Origin of the sequence: Mitsuokella sp. oral taxon 131 str. W9106 (assembly GCF_000469545.1) — a bacterium.
Classification (GTDB): Bacteria; Bacillota; Negativicutes; order Selenomonadales; family Selenomonadaceae; genus AWVT01.
The window spans coordinates 1-17,961 of the sequence record NZ_KI273058.1 but is presented as its reverse complement, the minus strand read 5'-3'; the positions used below and the strand labels follow the sequence as shown (position 1 = coordinate 17,961).

General features: G+C 60.9%; 16 protein-coding genes. All 16 read right to left on the bottom strand.

Features of this window, described 5'->3' with window-relative positions; genetic code table 11:
• Nucleotides 1–85: 85 nt before the first annotated feature.
• Nucleotides 86–1,099: a type I glyceraldehyde-3-phosphate dehydrogenase gene (gene gap / locus HMPREF1985_RS04415; protein ID WP_040637090.1), complete on the bottom strand. Its 1,014-nt coding sequence runs from the start codon at nucleotides 1,097–1,099 to the stop codon at nucleotides 86–88.
• A gap of 195 nt (nucleotides 1,100–1,294) precedes the next feature.
• Nucleotides 1,295–2,683: a thioether cross-link-forming SCIFF peptide maturase gene (scfB, locus tag HMPREF1985_RS04410; RefSeq protein WP_040637089.1), complete on the bottom strand. Its 1,389-nt coding sequence runs from the start codon at nucleotides 2,681–2,683 to the stop codon at nucleotides 1,295–1,297.
• Between the two features lie 83 nt (nucleotides 2,684–2,766).
• Nucleotides 2,767–2,907, bottom strand: a complete 141-nt coding sequence (gene scfA / locus HMPREF1985_RS10990) for a six-cysteine ranthipeptide SCIFF (RefSeq protein WP_071782669.1) — start codon at nucleotides 2,905–2,907, stop codon at nucleotides 2,767–2,769.
• A 248-nt stretch (nucleotides 2,908–3,155) separates the two neighbouring features.
• On the bottom strand, nucleotides 3,156–4,568 hold the full coding sequence (gene pyk, locus HMPREF1985_RS04405; RefSeq protein WP_021771280.1) for a pyruvate kinase: 1,413 nt from the start codon (nucleotides 4,566–4,568) through the stop codon (nucleotides 3,156–3,158).
• 137 nt (nucleotides 4,569–4,705) lie between these two features.
• Nucleotides 4,706–6,031, bottom strand: coding sequence for a glutamate-1-semialdehyde 2,1-aminomutase (gene hemL / locus HMPREF1985_RS04400; RefSeq protein WP_021771279.1), 1,326 nt, complete (start codon nucleotides 6,029–6,031; stop codon nucleotides 4,706–4,708).
• Nucleotides 6,032–6,153: 122 nt separating this feature from the next.
• A complete protein-coding gene (locus HMPREF1985_RS11300; protein ID WP_196805323.1) occupies nucleotides 6,154–6,243 on the bottom strand; it encodes a DNA cytosine methyltransferase in 90 nt (29 codons plus the stop codon).
• 23 nt (nucleotides 6,244–6,266) lie between these two features.
• On the bottom strand, nucleotides 6,267–7,241 hold the full coding sequence (hemB, locus tag HMPREF1985_RS04395; protein ID WP_040637087.1) for a porphobilinogen synthase: 975 nt from the start codon (nucleotides 7,239–7,241) through the stop codon (nucleotides 6,267–6,269).
• Nucleotides 7,242–7,318: 77 nt separating this feature from the next.
• Nucleotides 7,319–8,866, bottom strand: coding sequence for a uroporphyrinogen-III C-methyltransferase (gene cobA / locus HMPREF1985_RS04390; protein ID WP_021771277.1), 1,548 nt, complete (start codon nucleotides 8,864–8,866; stop codon nucleotides 7,319–7,321).
• A 97-nt stretch (nucleotides 8,867–8,963) separates the two neighbouring features.
• A complete protein-coding gene (gene hemC, locus HMPREF1985_RS04385) occupies nucleotides 8,964–9,905 on the bottom strand; it encodes a hydroxymethylbilane synthase (RefSeq protein WP_021771276.1) in 942 nt (313 codons plus the stop codon).
• Complete coding sequence (gene hemA / locus HMPREF1985_RS04380) at nucleotides 9,865–11,184, bottom strand: glutamyl-tRNA reductase (RefSeq protein ID WP_040637085.1); 1,320 nt, start codon at nucleotides 11,182–11,184, stop codon at nucleotides 9,865–9,867. The genes hemC and hemA overlap by 41 nt, the downstream gene beginning before the upstream one ends.
• Nucleotides 11,153–11,800 carry a precorrin-2 dehydrogenase/sirohydrochlorin ferrochelatase family protein gene (locus HMPREF1985_RS04375; RefSeq protein ID WP_021771274.1) on the bottom strand — a complete coding sequence of 216 codons (648 nt, stop codon included), beginning with the start codon at nucleotides 11,798–11,800 and terminating at the stop codon, nucleotides 11,153–11,155. Before HMPREF1985_RS04375 ends, hemA begins: the two co-directional genes overlap by 32 nt.
• Nucleotides 11,801–12,038: 238 nt before the next feature.
• Nucleotides 12,039–12,710, bottom strand: coding sequence for a response regulator (locus tag HMPREF1985_RS04370; protein WP_021771272.1), 672 nt, complete (start codon nucleotides 12,708–12,710; stop codon nucleotides 12,039–12,041).
• 16 nt (nucleotides 12,711–12,726) lie between these two features.
• Complete coding sequence (locus tag HMPREF1985_RS04365; RefSeq protein ID WP_081695803.1) at nucleotides 12,727–14,043, bottom strand: secretin N-terminal domain-containing protein; 1,317 nt, start codon at nucleotides 14,041–14,043, stop codon at nucleotides 12,727–12,729.
• The gene (locus HMPREF1985_RS04360) at nucleotides 13,961–14,518 is read right to left on the bottom strand and encodes a hypothetical protein (protein ID WP_021771270.1); all 558 of its coding nucleotides are present in this window, start codon (nucleotides 14,516–14,518) and stop codon (nucleotides 13,961–13,963) included. The genes HMPREF1985_RS04365 and HMPREF1985_RS04360 overlap by 83 nt, the downstream gene beginning before the upstream one ends.
• 104 nt (nucleotides 14,519–14,622) lie before the next feature.
• On the bottom strand, nucleotides 14,623–16,083 hold the full coding sequence (locus HMPREF1985_RS04355; protein ID WP_021771269.1) for a glucose-6-phosphate isomerase: 1,461 nt from the start codon (nucleotides 16,081–16,083) through the stop codon (nucleotides 14,623–14,625).
• A 248-nt stretch (nucleotides 16,084–16,331) separates the two neighbouring features.
• Nucleotides 16,332–17,687 carry a phosphomannomutase/phosphoglucomutase gene (locus HMPREF1985_RS04350; RefSeq protein ID WP_021771267.1) on the bottom strand — a complete coding sequence of 452 codons (1,356 nt, stop codon included), beginning with the start codon at nucleotides 17,685–17,687 and terminating at the stop codon, nucleotides 16,332–16,334.
• Nucleotides 17,688–17,961 lie beyond the last annotated feature (274 nt).

Below are 17,961 nucleotides of genomic sequence, written 5' to 3'. Positions count from 1 at the left end.
CCTAAAACCCTCCATCGTCCATCATAAAGATGAGGCCCGGCCCAAACAAACGGCCGGACCTCAAGAGATCTGCTAGGGTATGAAATTACTTCAGCTCAGCGAAGTACTTAATCGTGCGAACCATCTGGCTCGTGTAGCTGTTCTCGTTATCGTACCAAGAGACAACCTGTACCAGCGTGTTGCCGTCGCCAATCGGGCTGACCATCGTCTGCGTCGCATCGAACAGCGAGCCGTAACGCATGCCGACGATGTCGCTCGAAACGATTTCTTCCGTGTTGTAGCCGAAGGACTCCGTCGACTCCTTCTTCATCTGTGCATTGATCTCGTCAACCGTGTGCTCGCCCTTGATGACCGCGAACAGCAGCGTCGTGGAACCCGTCGGGGTCGGGACACGCTGTGCAGCGCCGATGAGCTTGCCCTTGAGCTCGGGGATGACGAGGCCGATTGCCTTTGCCGCGCCTGTAGAGTTCGGGACGATGTTGCAGGCAGCGGCGCGGCTGCGGCGAAGGTCGCCCTTGCGCTGCGGGCCGTCGAGCGTCATCTGATCGCCCGTGTAGGCATGGATCGTGGCCATGATGCCGCTCTGGATCGGAGAGAGGTCGTTGAGCGCCTTCGCCATCGGAGCAAGGCAGTTCGTCGTGCAGGATGCAGCCGAAATGACCTTGTCTGCCTTCGTCAGCGTCTTGTGGTTGACGTTGTAGACGATCGTCGGGAGGTCGCTTCCGGCAGGAGCGGAGATAACGACCTTCTTGGCGCCGGCAGCGAGATGAGCCGATGCCTTCTCCTTGGACGTATAGAAGCCCGTGCACTCGAGCACGACATCGACGTCGTGCTTGCCCCAGGGGATGTCCTTTGCGTCCTTCTCCGCATAGATGCGGATCTCCTTGCCGTTGACCTTGATGCTGTTCTCGCCAGCTTCCACCTTGTCCGCATACTTGTACGTTCCCTGCGTGGAATCGTACTTCAGAAGATGTGCGAGCATCTTCGGGCTCGTGAGGTCGTTGATTGCGACGACTTCATAGCCTTCTGCGTCGAACATCTGGCGGAAAGCGAGACGACCGATACGGCCAAAACCATTGATAGCAACTTTTACTGCCATTTGGAAAATACCCCCTAAAACTACATTAGAGATGAGCCTTTCTACAGTTCTAATCATACAATAAATACCGTGTAAATGTCAATCTTTTTAGCTGAAGTCATAGCAACTCCAGCCTAAGCAAAGCACTGTTTTGCAGAATCCTCTGCAATCAATCCGAAACCGATCTCAGAGGCAAATCCCGCGCCTGTTTCCCGCCTATTTCCTGTCCATTTTATCGAGTGCGATGCACGCCTGCACGAGTATCGCGCACTCAAGCCGCTTCTTCTGGATTTCACATCCGACTTCATACGGCTTACGGATGTCCCCGTGGAAGAGATCCGCATTGGCGTGGCAGCCGCCCGAGCAGAAAAACCGCGCCCAACAGTTGCGGCACGTTTCCTTGTTGAGGACGTGGCTCTCGCGGAAATACTGCGGCAGCTCCTCATTCGTCACGCCGTCGTATAGATTGCCGAGCTTGTAGCGCGCGCGGCCGACGAATTGATGGCACGGATAAAGATCGCCGTTTTCGGCGACGGCAAGGTATTCGTGTCCCGCCCCGCAGCCCGAAAGGCGTTTTGCGACACATGGCCCGTTCGAGAGATCCATATTGAAATGAAAGAAGAAAAACCCCCTCCCCTCGCGGCGGCGCGCGAGGTACGCCTCCGTCAGGCGATCGTACTCCTCCGCAATACGCGGAAGATCCGCTTCCGTAAAGCCGAGCGGGCTGTCCTTCATGACGACCGGCTCGACGGAGAGGATATCGAATCCCGCATCGTGCATCGCGAGCACATCCTTCGTGAAGTCCATGTTGTTGTGCGTGTACGTCCCTCTGAGGTACGTGTAGACGCCGCGGTAGTCGAAGTTCCCGCCCTTTCGGCTTGCGACGCAGCGATGGAAATTGCGCACGACGCGGTCATACGTGCCGTGCCCGCCGACATCCGGGCGCGCGGCGTCGTTCGTCTCCTTGCGCCCATCGAGGGAGAGCACGAGCGAGAAATCGTTCTCGTTGAGCCACGCGATATTCGCGTCGTTTAGGAGCATGCCGTTCGTCGTCAGCGTGAGCTTGAACTTCTTGCCCGTCTCGCGCTCTCTCGCGCGCGCGTAGGCGGTCACCGCCTTTACGGTCTTCATGTTCAGGAGCGGCTCGCCACCGAAGAAGTCAATCTCGCAGTGGCGTCTGGGGCCCGATCCCTCGATGAGGAAATCGACGGCGCGGCGGCCGACCTCCTCGCGCATCACGGCACGCTCCATGCCGTAGCCGCCGCCGTCGCCGAAGCAGTACTTGCAGCGCAGGTTGCAGTCCTGCGCGACCATGAGGCAGAGCGACTTCACGAGTCCCTTCTGCGCGAACGTCGGCGGCACGTCGATATCGGGCGCAAAGAGCTCGCCCGCTTTTATGAGCTCGTGCAGCTCGCCGAGTGCCTCGCGAAGCTCTGCCGCATCGTAGCGCCCCGTCAGCGCGGCGATGACCGCTTCGTCATTTTCGCCGTCGAAGATGTCCATCATAGCGTAAACCATCTCGTCGACGACGTGAACGGCGCCGCTGTTCACGTCGAGGAGGACAAAGTACCCGCCCTGCTCAAACTTGTGGATTCTCTCTTTCATCTTGCTTTCCCTATGCCCCCTGCTATTTGATTCCGATGCAAAAAGAGCCTCCCCCCAAAAGGGAAGGCTCTTTTTGCGAACCATCACGCTTTTTCGCAAACCTGGTTGCCGACCGTACAGGAAGTCTTGCACGCGGACTGGCAGGATGCCTGGCACTCGCCGCAGCCGCCCGTCTTTGCCGTCCTCTGCATCGAAGGCTTGTTGACCGTCCTGATGTGCTTCATCGTCCATCCTCCTAACTAAACTGCTTCTCGTTCTATTGTATCGGGTTTCCGGGATTCGCGCAAGAACTATTTTGCCGTGCCTCATTGCCTTTCTGTCGGTTCGCCATCCATGAAACCGACAGGCAAGAGGCATGCTCGGCATGATCCAAAAGGATCGCCGGCAAAAAGCAGGCAGAAAAAGAGGCTGCGGCAAAACGCAAAGGCATCTTGCCGCAGCCCCTTCCCTATGGAGTGGTCGCGGGGATGGATCAAATCGTGTAAACGCGGATCGCGTTCGTATTGCCGTCGCCCGTCTTGATGCCGCTCGTGATGATCGTGCAGTCGCCGCGCTCGACATAGCCCTGCTTGACGGCTGCCGCCGCTGCGTTCGACGTCATCTCGTGCACGTCGGACCATTCCTTGCCGAGGATCGGCAGGACACCCCAGCGGAGGTTCATCTGGCGGACGACCTTCTCAGACGGCGTGTAGGCGATGATCGCCGCCTTCGGACGGTACTTCGATACGACACGTGTCGTGTAGCCGCTCTCGGTCGGCGTGATGATCGCTGCGGCATCGAGCTCGTACGCCATTTGGACTGTCGCATGCGCAACGGCGCGCGTGCGGGACTTCAGGTGCTGAAGGCCGCGCTCGACGAAGAGGTTCTTGTATTCAAGCGAATCCTCGATGCGATGCGCGATGCGGTTCATCGTCGCAACCGCCTCGACCGGGTAGTCGCCGGAAGCCGTCTCGCCCGAAAGCATGATCGCATCCGTGCCGTCGAAGATCGCGTTGCCGACATCGGAGACCTCTGCGCGCGTCGGGCGCGGATTCGTCGTCATCGACTCGAGCATCTGCGTCGCGACGATGACGGGCTTGCCCGCCTCATTGCACTTGCGGATGATGTCCTTCTGGATGATGGGGACATCCTCTGCCGGGACTTCGACGCCGAGGTCGCCGCGCGCGACCATGATGCCGTCGGAAACTTCGAGGATCGCATCAAAGTTCTTGACGCCTTCGAGATTCTCGATCTTCGGCAGGATCTCCATGCGCCCATTGTGCGACTCGATGAGCTTGCGGATCGCGATGACGTCCTCCGGACGCTGGATGAACGAAGCCGCGACAAAGTCCATGTCCTGTTCGCAGCCGAAGATGATGTCCTTCTCGTCCTGCTCGGAGATCGGCGGCAGGCCGAGCGAGACGCCCGGTGCAGCAACGCGCTTCCTCGTGCTCATCTTGCCGCTGTTCTGGATCGTCGTGAGGATATCCTTGCCCTTGATCTCATCGACCTTCAGCGCGACGAGGCCATCGGAGAGCAGCAGCGTATCGCCGGGCTTGACCTCCGTGTAGAGTTTCTTATGGTTGACGGAGACATGCGTCACATCGCCCGGCTCGTCGGAATACGTCAGCGTGAACGGCTTTCCCTTTTCGAGCATGACCGAGCCGTCCTTGAACTCGCCAAGGCGCATCTCCGGTCCCTTCGTATCGAGGACGTACGAAACGACCTTCCCCGTCTTCTTCGACGCCTCGCGAACGCGCTTGATGCGCTCGAGGTGCTCCGGATGCGTGCCATGCGAGAAGTTGAAGCGTGCGAGGTTCATCCCGTTTTCGATCAGTGCCTCAACGACACCCGGCTTATCCGTAGAAGGACCCTGCGTGCAGATAATCTTCGTCTTTTTTAGCATTTGCAAATCCCCACCTGTTCTTAAAAACCATTGACGCGAAAGGTATGCCTTCCCGCCTTCCAATGCAAGGGAACAGTCCCCTATGGCTCTATTCTACTATTTTTATGCGCATAAGGAAACCCTTTTGCAAGAAACTTTTAGAAAAGGTCCCTTCTTTGCCGCGCAACGGCAGCAAATGCCTTGCCTGCTGCCGCAACCGTGCGCGCAATATCCTCGTCCGTATGCGAGAGCGACAGGAAGAGCGTCTCGAACTGCGAGGGCGCGAGGTAGATGCCCTGTTCGAGCATCGCCTTGAACCATACGGCGAATGCCTTTTGATCGGCGGCGCAGGCGTCCTCGTAATCGAATACTTCCTTCTCGCTGAAGAAGATGCTGAACATCGAGCCCGCTTGATGCGCGCATATCGCGACGCCCGCTTCCCCTGCCTTCTCCTGCCAGCCGAGCAAGAGCTTCTTCGTCTTCAGCGTCAGGATGCGGCTCTTGTCCGGCTCGCCCGCTTCCGGCTCTGCCGTCAATATCCTGAGCGTCTCCAATCCTGCCGTCATCGCGAGCGGGTTGCCAGAGAGCGTGCCTGCCTGATAGACGGGTCCTACAGGCGCGATGTGCATCATGATATCGCGGCGGCCGCCGTATGCCGCACACGGCATGCCGCCGCCGATGATCTTGCCGAGGCACGTGAGATCGGGCGTGATGCCGTACGCCGCCTGTGCGCCCCCAAGGGATGCGCGGAAGCCGCACATGACCTCGTCGAAGATGAGGAGCGCGCCGTGCTTTTCCGTCAGCTGGCGCAGTACCTCAAGGTAGCCCTGGCGTGGCGGCACGCAGCCCATGTTGCCCGCGATCGGCTCGACGATGATGCAGGCGATCGCATCGCCCTGCTCCTCCATGACGCGCGTGATGGCGTCCACATCGTTGTACGGGACGGCAATCGTGTCCGCCGCCACGGCGCGCGGCACGCCCGGCGAGCTCGGCACGCCGAACGTCGCAAGCCCCGAGCCCGCGTTGACGAGCAGGCTGTCGCTGTGCCCGTGATAGCAGCCGACGAACTTCACGATCTTGTCGCGCCCCGTGAAGCCGCGCGCAAGGCGAATCGCACTCATCGTCGCCTCCGTGCCGGAGCTGACCATGCGCATGACTTCCATCGAAGGATAGACGGTCTGCACGAGCTTCGCGAGCTCCGTCTCAAGAAGCGTCGGCGCCCCGTAGCTCGTGCCGCGCGCCGCCGCTTCCTGCAGCGCGCGGACGACCTGCGGGTGCGCGTGCCCGACGACCATCGGTCCCCACGAACCGACGTAATCGATATACTCGTTGCCGTCGATGTCATAGATCCGGTCGCCCTCCGCGCGCGCGATGAACGGCGGATTGCAGTCGACGTTCGCATACGAGCGCACGGGACTGTTGACGCCGCCCGGCATGATGCGCTTCGCCTCATGGAAGGCGGCAAGGGATTTTTCGAGATTCATCTACGGTCACACTCCATTTCTTTTCCTCCATCATAAGGTTCTGCGTATCTTATCCTTTTGCTCTAAGGAATCACGGATGAATTCAATCCCCATTTTCACACCTCTGCGCTGTCCTCTCATCGTCAACAAACAACAGGCGAAAAGCCTGCCCGTTCCAATCCAAGCGCAAGCCCGCCCGCACCTGCAAAGAGTTCCATGCTCTTTCTTGCCATTTGCTATGCCGATCTCCTGTTTCTTACTCCGCGAGCCACTTTGCCGCGTCGATGGCATGGTAGGTGATGATGATGTCGGCGCCGGCACGCTTCATGCCCGTGAGCGTTTCGAGGACGATGCGCTTTTCGTCGATCCAGCCGTTGGCGGCGGCCGCCTTGACCATCGCGTATTCGCCGCTGACGTTGTAGACGGCGACGGGGTGATGGATGTGGTCACGGACGCGGCGCACGATGTCGAGGTAGGCAAGCGCGGGCTTGACCATGATGATGTCCGCGCCTTCTTCGATGTCGAGGTCGACTTCCTTGAGCGCCTCCCGCGCGTTGGCGGGATCCATCTGGTACTGGCGGCGGTCGCCGAATGCGGGCGCGCTGTCCGCCGCGTCGCGGAAGGGTCCGTAGTAGCCCGAGGCGTACTTGACCGCGTAGCTCATGATGGAGACGGTTTCAAAGTGGTTCGCATCGAGCGCCTCGCGGATCGCGGCGACGCGCCCGTCCATCATGTCGGACGGCGCGACGATGTCCGCGCCCGCCTTCGCCTGGCTCACGGCGACTTTCTGCAGGAGCGCGAGTGTCTTGTCGTTGTCGACGTAGTGACCCGTGAGATGCCCGCAGTGCCCGTGCGTCGTGTACTGGCAGAGGCAGACGTCGCCGACGATCACGAGTTCCGGCACGGCTTCACGGATGGCGGCAATCGCGCGCTGGACGGGGCTCGCCATATCCCATGCGGAGCTGCCGTCCTCGTCCTTGTAGGCGGGAAGGCCGAAGACTTCGACGGCAGGAATGCCGAGCGCATGGATTTCCCTGGCGAGCTTGACGGCATTTTCGACGGAGAGGTGGAAGCAGTTCGGCATGCTTGGTATTTCCGCGCAGACGTTCTCACCGGGCACGACGAAGATCGGGTAGACGAAGTCTTTCGGCGAGAGCTGGTTCTCGCGCACCATATCGCGCATCGCAGGGCTGATGCGCATGCGGCGGGGGCGAAGTTTCTGTTCGGTCATAATGAACATCTCCTATTGAAAAAGACAAGCTTATGTCAGAGCGGAACGGTTCGCATGCTGTCCTAGCAGAGCCTTGCCTAGGCTTTATCGCATCCCGTCAAGCCCATTGGCTCAGCACGATTCCATGCGTTTTGGATGGCCGCGACGAGCCCGTCGATCGTGTACGTCCCGGCGACGATATCGGGCGCGATGCCGAGCTCTTTTGCCGCAGCTGCGGTCACGGGACCGATGCAGGCGGTGCGGATGCCCTTCAGGGCGTCTGCCCCGCCGAGGATCTTGCAGAGGTTTCGGACAGTCGAGGAGCTCGTAAAGGTCACGAGATCGATCCCGCCCGACGTGAGCCTATCGCGAAGGGCATCGGCGTCGGCATCGGCGGCAACAGTTTTATAGAGTGCCACGACGTCGACGTCCGCACCCTGCTCGCGCAGTTTTTCGGGCAGGACCTCGCGTGCTTCTTCGGCGCGCGGCAAGAGAACCTTGGCGTGCGGCGGAAGTTTCCCCTGCAGGGCCTCGATGACGCCCTCAGCGCGAAATTCCTTCGGCACGCAGTCTGCTTCGATGCCGTATTCCCTTAGCTTTCCTGCCGTCGAGGAGCCGATGGCGGCGACTTTCGCGTAGCCGAGCGCACGCGCGTCCCTGCCCGCAGCGAAGAGGCGCGAAAAGAAGCGGAGGACGCCGTTCGGGCTCGTGAATACGAGCCAATGATAGCGACCGATTTCCCGGATTGCCGCGTCCGCCGCCGAAAAGCCGTCCGTCGGACTTTCGATGCGAATGGCAGGGACTTCAAGGCAGCTTGCGCCGAGTGCTTCGAGCTTCTGCGTGAGGCGCGAGGCCTCGTCACGCGCACGCGTGACGAGGACGGTCCTCCCGAAGAGCGGGCGCTGAGCGAGGCGGTCAAACCACCGGAGTTTTTCGCGCAGGCGTACGACTTCGCCGACGATGAAGATGGCAGGCGGCTTGACGGCGTTCCTCTGTGTGTCTTCTGCCGCATTTCCGACGGTCGTCACGAGGACGCGCTGCTCTGGCTTCGTGCCCCAGCGAATGACGGCGGCAGGCGTATCTGCCGCACGGCCGTTCTCGATGAGCTTTGCCGTGATGTGCGGCAGGTTCGCGACGCCCATCAAAAAGACGAGCGTGTCGACGCCCGTCGCAAGCCCCTTCCAGTTCATGCCGCTCTCCGCCTTCGTCGGATCCTCATGCCCCGTGACGACAGCAAACGAGGTCGCGACAGCGCGGTGCGTGACGGGGATGCCCGCGTAGGCGGGAACGGAAATCGCCGACGTGACGCCCGGCACGATCTCAAACGGGATGCCGTTTTTCTCAAGCAGCATGCCCTCTTCGCCGCCGCGCCCAAAGACGAAGGGATCGCCGCCTTTCAGGCGCACGACGGTCTTCCCTTCCTTCGCCTTCAGGACGATGAGCCGGCTGATATCCTCCTGCTTCATCGTGTGATGCGAGGATGCCTTGCCGACGTAGACGCGCTCGGCGTCCTGCGGCGCAAAGCCGAGGATGCGGTCATCGGCGAGGCGGTCGTAGATGACGACGTCCGCCGCGCGCAGGCAGTCCACCGCTTTCATCGTGACAAGACGCCAGTCGCCTGGACCTGCTCCGACGAGGTATACCATAAAAATCGCTCCCTTTTATCCTTCTGCGGATCGCGCTGCGCAAAGCGTCCGCTTTACATTGCCGTCCATCTTTATCCGCATGCTTCAGCGGCGTCCTTTAACGGCGTTCCAAAAGCAGTCCGATTTCATGCAGGATGGCAAGCCCGCCATCGTCCAAAAGCCGGTCGGCGAGACCGCGTCCGAGCTCCTCCGCCGTCTCTGCCGCGCCCTCCATCGCAGCGCGGTAGAGACGTGCGCCGTCGAGCGACGCGATGACCGCCTCGACATGAAGCCCTGCCGCGCACGGCGTCGCGTAGACGCCGACGGGCACTTGGCAGCCGCCCTCGACGCGCGCGAGGAATGCCCGCTCGGCACGTGCGCACGCCGCCGTCTGCGCGTCGTGCAGGAACGCAACCCAGCCTGCGGCCGCCGCATCGTCCGCGCGCGCTTCAATCGCGAGCGCGCCCTGTCCGACGGCGGGCAGGATCGTCGACTTCGGCAGGATTTCCGTGATGCGATCCGCAAAGCCGAGGCGCTTCAGTCCCGCGACGGCGAGGATGATCGCGTCAAAGCGCTCCGAATCGAGCTTCGCGAGACGCGTATTGACATTGCCGCGCAGGTCGCGGATATCGAGATCGGGGCGCGCGTGGAGGAGCTGCGCCCGGCGCCGCAGGCTCGACGTGCCGACTTTTGCGCCCTGCGGCAGATTGCGAAGCGTTCGGTACCGCGGGCTCACGACGGCGTCGCCGGGGTCTTCGCGCGCCGTGACCGCGCAGATCGTGAGTCCCGCCGGGACTTCGGTCGGCATGTCTTTCAGGCTGTGCACGGCAAGATCGATCTCGCCCGCGAGCATGGCATCTTCCAGTTCCTTGGTGAAGAGCCCCTTGCCGCCGATCTTCGCGAGCGGCGCATCGAGGATCTTGTCGCCCTTCGTCGTCATGCGGCGGATCGCAACGGCAAGCCCCGCGTGCTGCTCGCGCAGCCGCTTCGCGACGTACTGCGCCTGCCAGAGTGCGAGCTTACTGCTCCGCGTACCGATAGTGATGGTGTCGTTCTTCACTGCTTTCCGTCTCCCCTATCGTATCGAGCTTGAAGAGCGCCCGCATCGCATGGGTGTAGAACGCTTCCTGCTCCGTTCCTGCCGACGCATTGAGCTTCATCATCGGCATGCGCAAAATCTTTCGGACGATCATGCGCGTCATGTGTTCGATCTGGCGCCGCTCCTGCTTCGTGAGGTCTGGGAGTTTCGAGCGCGCGCGCCGTACCTCGCGCACGCGGATACGCTCGCAGCGCTCCGATAGGAGCGCCATGAGCGGGCGCAGCGAGAGGTACTGGAAGCGCGCTTCGATCGCCGTGAGCTCTTCCTCGACGATCCTGCGCGCCTCGACCGCCTCGCGCCTGCGCGCTTCGACGTGCGCGTCGACGACGGCTTCGAGCGCGTCGATGTTGTAGAGTGTCACGCCCTTGATCTCGCCGACCTCGGGATCAACGTCGCGCGGCACGGCGATATCGATGAAAAAGAGCGGCCGTCCCCTGCGGCGCGTCATGAGCTGCTGCGTCTCCCAAGGCTTCACGACGTAATGCGGCGCGCCCGTCGAGGTCACGATGACGTCGACATCGGGCGCGCGCTTCAAGGCTCCCTCAAATGGCACGGCCTCCCCGCCGAACTCCTCCGCGAGCTCTTCCGCCTTCTCGATATGGCGGTTCGCGACGTAAATCTTCTGGACGCCGCGCGAGACGAGGTGCTGTGCCGTGAGCTCCGCCATCTTGCCGGCCCCGAAGATGAGCGCATTCGAGGCGGAGAGATCGCCGAGCTCCTTGCGTGCGAGCTCGACGGCGGCATAGCTCACCGAAACGGAATTGTATGCGATGCGCGTCTCCGTGCGCACGCGCTTGCCCGTCTTCATCGCACGATGAAAGAGCGTGTTTAGGACGGTGCTCGTCGCGCTTGCCGTGCGCGCCATCGCGTAGGCATCCTTGACCTGTGACAAGATCTGTCCCTCGCCGAGGATCAGCGAATCGAGGCTGGACGTGACCTCGAAGAGGTGGCGGATGCACGCCGTATCCACGAAGTCGTAGAGGTATTCGTCGATGTCTTCCTCCGTGCCCGTCAGGTCGAACAGGAACTGCTTGAGCGTCTCCGTATCCTCCGCCGCATCATCGACGACCGCGTAGACCTCGGTGCGGTTGCACGTCGAGAGCACGACCGCCTCACTGATCCCCTCGTATGCGTCGAGATGCGAGAGCCCGTTTCGCACCGCCTGTTTGGTGATGGAAAAGCGTTCGCGCACATCGACCGGCGCCGTCTTATGGTTCAGCCCCAAGACTACTAACTGCATTTCTTACTTCGACCTCCGCACGGCGCAAATCGCCGTCTTTCACTAAGTCCAATACACAAGGGCGGAGCGCCGCACGCCAAAATGCCTGGCGCGCCTCGCCCGAATCCAGTCTTTCCTTCATTTCCCGGCGGATGGTCCCGAGAAGGTCCAGCCAGTCGCCGAAGACAGGCGGAAACGCCTCCTCCAGCCGCTCGCGCAGCGCGCGGGAGAGAGCGGGGCTCACGCCGTCCGTCGAGACGGTGAAAAGAAGCCTGCCGCGCCGAAAATGCGCGGGCACGGCAAAGTCCGTTTGCTCCGGGTGCACCGCCTCATTGACGAGTGCGCCCACGCGGTGCGCTTCCTCTTCCGCTGCCGCATTTGCCGCGGCATCGCGCGCCGTGCAAAAGACGAGCACGGGACGGCGCGTCTCGATCATCCCCGGCGCGAACGGCGCCTCGATCCACGCAATGCGCTGCTCCTGCGCAAGCGCGGCGAGCGTCTTCGTGGCCTTCGGCGCAATGACCGTGATGCGCGCGCCTGCCGCGAGCAGCCCCTTCGCCTTTCGTTCGGCGACCGTCCCGCCGCCCACGAGGACGACAGGCTTTCCGTCGAGCTCTAAATGGATGGGATAGCGCAAACCATTTCGCTTCCTTTCCGGTCTCTCCCCGTTTCCCGCATTCTTCCTCGCATTCGCATGTCCCGCATGCGTCCTCGCCCGCAGCTACACTGTGAACCGTTCTCAAAAACGAATCCGATTCATCTTTTGGCTCGTTTCATTATAACCCAAGCCGAAGGAAAATAAAAGAGGGCGCATCATGCTCCCTCCAAAAAATGGATCCGGTTTATGCTCCGATAGGCACAAATGCCAATTCCGCTCAGTCGAGCGTGATGATTCGGTTCTTGAGCACGTAGACGAGCGCCTGCGTGCGGTCATTGACCTTGAGCTTGTGGAAGATGCTCGTCAGATGGTTCTTGACCGTTTTCTCCGAGAGTCCAAGCGCTTTGCTGATGTCCTGGTTCGAGAACCCCTTTGCAATGCACTGCAGCACATCCATCTCGCGTGCCGTGAGCCGTTCGCTGCGCCCCTCGCGCCATTGCTGGTCCGCCATGTGCTGCACGTCGTCCGACTCCGACAGCCCGCCAAAAAGGCGATCGGCGAGCTTCGGGTAAACGAACGCGTTGCCTTCGTTGACGACGTGGATCGCATGGATCAGGACCGACGGCTCGACGTCTTTCAGCAAATAGCCGAGCGCACCGTTCCGAAGAAGCTCCAAAACGTAATTGTCGCTGTCGTGGATCGTCAGCGCGATGATCCGCGTCTTCGCGCCGGCTTCCTGCAGCTTGCAGGTGACTTCAAGGCCGCTGAGCCCCGGCATATTGATATCGAGGAGGAGAATGTCCGGCTGCAGCATGACCGTCCGCGCGAGCGCTTCCTGTCCGTCTTCCGCCTCGCCGATGACTTCCAGGTCGTCCTCGAAGTTCAGCACGCGCTTGATGCCCTGGCGCAGAAGCGCATGGTCATCTGCAATCACGATCGATATCGCCATATTCGTTCCCCTTCCCTCAATCCATGTCCACGACGTGCGCAGTCAGGAAGATCATGACCTCAGACGCAGTCCTCTGCGTGCGCACGCTGCGGAAAAACGCGCCGAGTATCGGAATGTCGCCGAGAAGCGGGATCTTGCTGGCAGCGCGCGTTTCCTCCTTGCCGATAAGCCCGCCGATGACCATCGTCTCACCGTCCGCGAGACGCACCGTCGTGTCGGCGCTGCGCTCCTGGAACCGATACGCCTTCATATCCTCGACGTAGTACGGCGAGCTGACCTCGGTATGGACCCGCGCCGTGATCGTGCCGTCCGCGTCCACGCGCGGCAGATAGCGCAGGATGATGCCCGCTTTCTTGTAGGCATACGTCGTCGTCGTGACGGAATCGGCAACCGTGCGCATCGGAACGGGAACTTCGCCGCCAATGCTGATGACGGCTTCGTGCCCCTGCATCGTCGTGATGTTCGGACGTGCGAGCACCGATGCCTTGCCGTCCGTCACGAGCGCCTGAAGCTCCGCCTCGTAGTAGAGGCTGAACGGGCGCGCTTCCGGTGCGTGCCCGAAGCGGATGGTGCCGGGCGCACGATCCTTGCCGTACCACGACCAATCCACGCCCAGCTTCTTCTGCGCGTCCCTTGAGAGCGCGACGACTTTCGCCTCCAGCGAGACCTGCTTTCCCGGCACGTCGAGCGCACGGACGATCCGCTCGACCTCGTGCGCCTCAGACGGCGTGCCAAAGAGAAGGATCGAGTTTGTCGCCGTGTCCACGCGGACGCGATCTTCGTCCTCTGCAGCAGGTCGGGCAACGCTGCCGGCATCTTCCTTCGCTCCGCTCTTAGCTTTACTATTCGTCGCTTCCCCTTGATTTCCTTCCCCCAAAAGGGATAATTTTGCCGCCCTTGCAAGTTCATTTGGATCGGCATAGTGGACGGGGTAAACATAAGCCCTGCGAAAGCGGCGTGCTTTTTCTTCCGTCGTAACGAGGAGCCCGCCCTCCGTCTGCACGAGCGCAAAGCCTTTCGAGGCAGCGACGAGGCGAAGGATCGACTCCGGCTCCGCCGTCATGTTGACCGTCACCGTGCCCGCAACATCCGCGTCCATGACGAGGCTCAGATTGCCAAGGCGCGCGAGCGACAGCATGACCTGCCGCACGTCGCCGTCCACGACCTGCATCGCCACAGGCTCCGCCGAAGCGTCCGGCAGCAAGGGAAAGGCGAATGCCGTAAGCAGCAGAAGGAGGAAAAGGACGCGCCTAGACAGGCGGCAGGCTGAGCCGCAGCGAGCCTGCCTGCCCGCGCAGCGTGACGCCCGCGGGATCGATGGATTCCACTTCATAGCCTGCAAACACCTCCCCCACCGCGCGCGTTTCCGTATCGCGCCCATTCGAAAGGATCGCCATGCCGCGCGAGCCCGTATAGGCGACCCCCTTCAGCAGGACAGCAGCGGGCGGTGCTTCCCCGCGCGCCGCCGCAGAAGGCTTTCCCCCGTCTGCCTGGATGGGCGTAGGAGCGGGAGGCGGCATCGGAGGCGCATCCGTCCGCTCGCCCGTCTCCTGGGATGGTTTTTCCTGCATCGTGCGGTTTTCATGGCGCAGGGAAAAGGGATTTCCAAGCGCGCTCGCCGCGACCGCCTCGCCCCCGCCCTTGACCGCGATGCGCGCGGGGCTGCCGTCCTGCCGGGCAAGCGCCTTCGCCGTTGCGGAAGGACGCGCTTCTTCCTGTCCGTCTGGCTGCATAAGAACCCCGAACGCCGCAAACGTAAGGGGCACTGCGAGAAGCATGGCTCCGCCAAGGATAAACTCGCGCTTCATTCGACCACCTCAAAGACTCCCCATACGACAAAAAGGCCCTGCATTGCGGCAGAGCCTTTCCTCTATCCCGTCCGCAGACGTTCCTTACTTTTCCTTACTTTTCCTTACTTGCCCTTGGCTTCCTTGAGTGCCTGAAGCTTCGGTCCCATGATGCGCTTGTACGACTCGACGCCCGGCTGGTCGAATGCGTCGACGTCCGCGAGCTCGCCCTCGTAGGCAATGCTCATCGCGAGCATGTAGAGGAGTTCGCCGAGGTGGTAGGCATTGAGCGTCGGCAGCGTGAAGCACGCATTGTAGCGTTTGTTCGAGGCGAGCGCATCGGCATTCGACTGGCGTGCGACCTCCAGCGCCTCGCTCATCGTGACGCCCGCGATATCCGCGAGTTTCTTTGCCTCTGGGAATGCATTCGGGATCACGAGATCGTCCTCCCAGTCCTTGATGCGGATGAACTGAACGACCTTGTTGAGCTTGCCCTGCTGGTGCGCCTGCGTCTGCGAGTGCATGTCCGTCGTCCCGACGGCGACGCACGGCGTACGCCCGTAGCAGACCTCCTTGCCCTCTTTGTTGAACTGCTTGCCGAGCGACTCCGCAAGAAGCTGGATGTACCACTCGGAGACCGACTTCAAGTAGTCGCCGTACGGCATCATGACCTCGATGTCACGGCCATGGCGCTCCGACGCGGCAAACTTCAATGCCGCATTGAGCATGGCGGGGTTCTGCCAGATATCGTCGTTTTGGCACGCCTTGTCCATATCCTTTGCGCCATCGAGGAACGCTTGGATGTCAAATCCGATGCACGCCGCAAGCGTCAGCCCGACCTCCGTGAAAACCGTGAACCGTCCGCCGACGCCGTCGGGCACGGCAAACTGCTCCCAGCCCTTTTCCATCGCGAGCTTCTTGAGGAGCGTCGGCTTCTCTTCGCCCGGATCCGTCACGGCGACGACTTCGACCTCGACGTTCTCGAACTTCTTCAGCGCATCGTAGATGACCATGAAGCCAGACATCGTATCGAGCGTCCCGCCCGACTTCGAGATGAGCAGCAGCAGCACCCGGAGCTTCTTTTTCTCATGCGAGCACGAGATCTTCGACAGTGCCTTGATGTGCTGGATGAGGTCGCCCGTCGCGCGCGGGTCGATGTTGTTGCCGCTAAAATAGACGCGCGGGAATCCCTTGCGCTCTTCCTTTGGCAGCGTGTTCCAAAATGCGCCGCACTGCACGTCGAAAAGCACCTTGTTGCCGAGATACGAGCCGCCGATGCCGAGCGATACGACGACGTCGACATCCGCCTTGACATGATCCTGCAGCTTCTTTAGCCGGGCAAGGGAAGCCGGGCTGTTGATATTCCCTTCCTCGACGTATGGGGTCTGGGAGAAGAGCACCTTCTCCGGCTCGCCGTCTTTGGAAAGATGCCCGCGGATGAATCCCTTCTCGCGCATGACCTTCATCGCCTCATGCGCTTTCTTCAGATCGGTCTCGTAGGACTTCAGATCCGCGTCCGTCACCTTGCCTTCACCGTAAAGATTGCCATAGTCAAATTCAAAGCCGGATTTCAGTTTCAAGCTCATATGCAGCACTCCTTTTCCAAGCGAAACGTTCCACTGGGGAAACTATATCCACATCTCTAATTATACCATAGACCTCCCTCATAAACAATCTTTAACAATCTTTCGCATCTCCATCTCCATTGACGGACAACAAAAGAGGACCCGTCCCATTGCCGCATCGGATCAAATGGATGCCGGCAGCAGGAAAATCGTCCATCTTCCGAGCAGACCGGAAGATGGACGAGGACATCCATGCGGCTGAAAGAACCTCACGCGCGGATGATCGCGAGGAGCTCCTTCGTCTTTTTCGCACAGAGCGCCGGATCCTGGCGCGTCTCGACGTTGAGGCGGACGACGGGCTCGGTGTTCGACTTGCGGACATTGAAGCGCCACTTGTCAAACTCGACCGAGAGTCCGTCCACCTTCGTGACTTTGCCGTCCTTTCCGTACTTCTCCTCGATCTTCTCGAAGACGGCATCGGCGTCCTTGACCTTGCTGTTGATCTCCCCCGAGATCGGATAGCGCTCCATGCGCTCACGCATGAGGTCGGAGAGCGTCTTGCCGCCCGCCTGCGAAAGAAGCTCCAGGACGAGCAGCCACGGGATCATGCCGCTGTCGCAGTAGGAGAAGTCGCGGAAATAATGGTGCGCGCTCATCTCGCCGCCGTAGATCGCGTTGACCTTGCGCATCTTGTCCTTGATGAACGCATGGCCGCTCTTGCACATGACGGGCTCGCCGCCAAGCTGCTCCGCGATCTCGATCGTATTCCAGATGAGGCGCGGGTCGTAGATGACCTTGGCTCCCTTGTGCTTCTTGAGGAACGCCTGTGCGAGGAAGCCGACCATGTAGTAGCCCTCGATGAAGCCGCCCTTCTCGTCAAAGAGGAAGCAGCGGTCGAAGTCGCCGTCCCACGCCACGCCGATGTCTGCGCCCGTCTCGCGCACGACCTTCGCCGTCGCTTCGCGGTTTTCCTTGAGGATCGGGTTCGGCACGCCGTTCGGGAAATTCCCGTCCGGCTCGTTGTAGACTTTGACGAGGTCAAACGGCAGGTGCTTCGCCAGCGCATTGATGATGGGACCCGCTGCGCCGTTGCCCGTATTCGCCACGACCTTGAACGGCTTGAGCTTCGAGATATCGACATACGAAAGAATGTGTCCGACGTATTCGTCGAGCACGTCTTTTTTCTCGACGGTGCCCGTCGCTTTCCCCACCGGCTTGAAGTCGCCTTCCATGACGGCTTTTTCGATGTCCTTCAGTCCCGTGTCGCTTGAGATCGGGCGCGACTCCTTTTGGACGAACTTCATGCCGTTGTATTCCTTCGGATTGTGGCTTGCCGTGATCATGATGCCGCCGTCAAGCCCAAAATGCGCCGTCGTGAAATAGATCATCTCCGTGCCGCACTGGCCGATGTCCATGACGTCGCAGCCCGCTTCTGTGAGACCGCGCACGAGCGCATCGCGGATCGAGGGCCCAGAGAGGCGGATGTCGTGCCCGACAGCGACTTTCTTTGCACGGAAGAGTTTGGGGAACGAGCGGCCGATGCGGTAGGCGAGCTCCTCATTGACGTCCTCCGGATAGACGCCGCGAATGTCATACGCGCCAAATCCTTTGTTGCTGATTTTCATGCCAAACACCCCTATTCTCCATTATGATTCGGATTTATATGGATTCATATCGTACTTTATATATTCGCGTCAAAAGCCGAATTTTCCTTTCGCTTCGCAAATTCTTTGCCGCTGCGTGCGAAAAAAGACGGCCAGCAGGGATCCCTGCTGGCCGTCTCGAAAGTCGGATTCCGTGCGCCTGCGCTCAGAGCTTGAACTCGTGGACGCCGTTCTGGAGCTCCTGCGCGAGGTCGGCGAGCGTATGGCTCGCTGCCGCGATCTCCTCGGTCGAAGC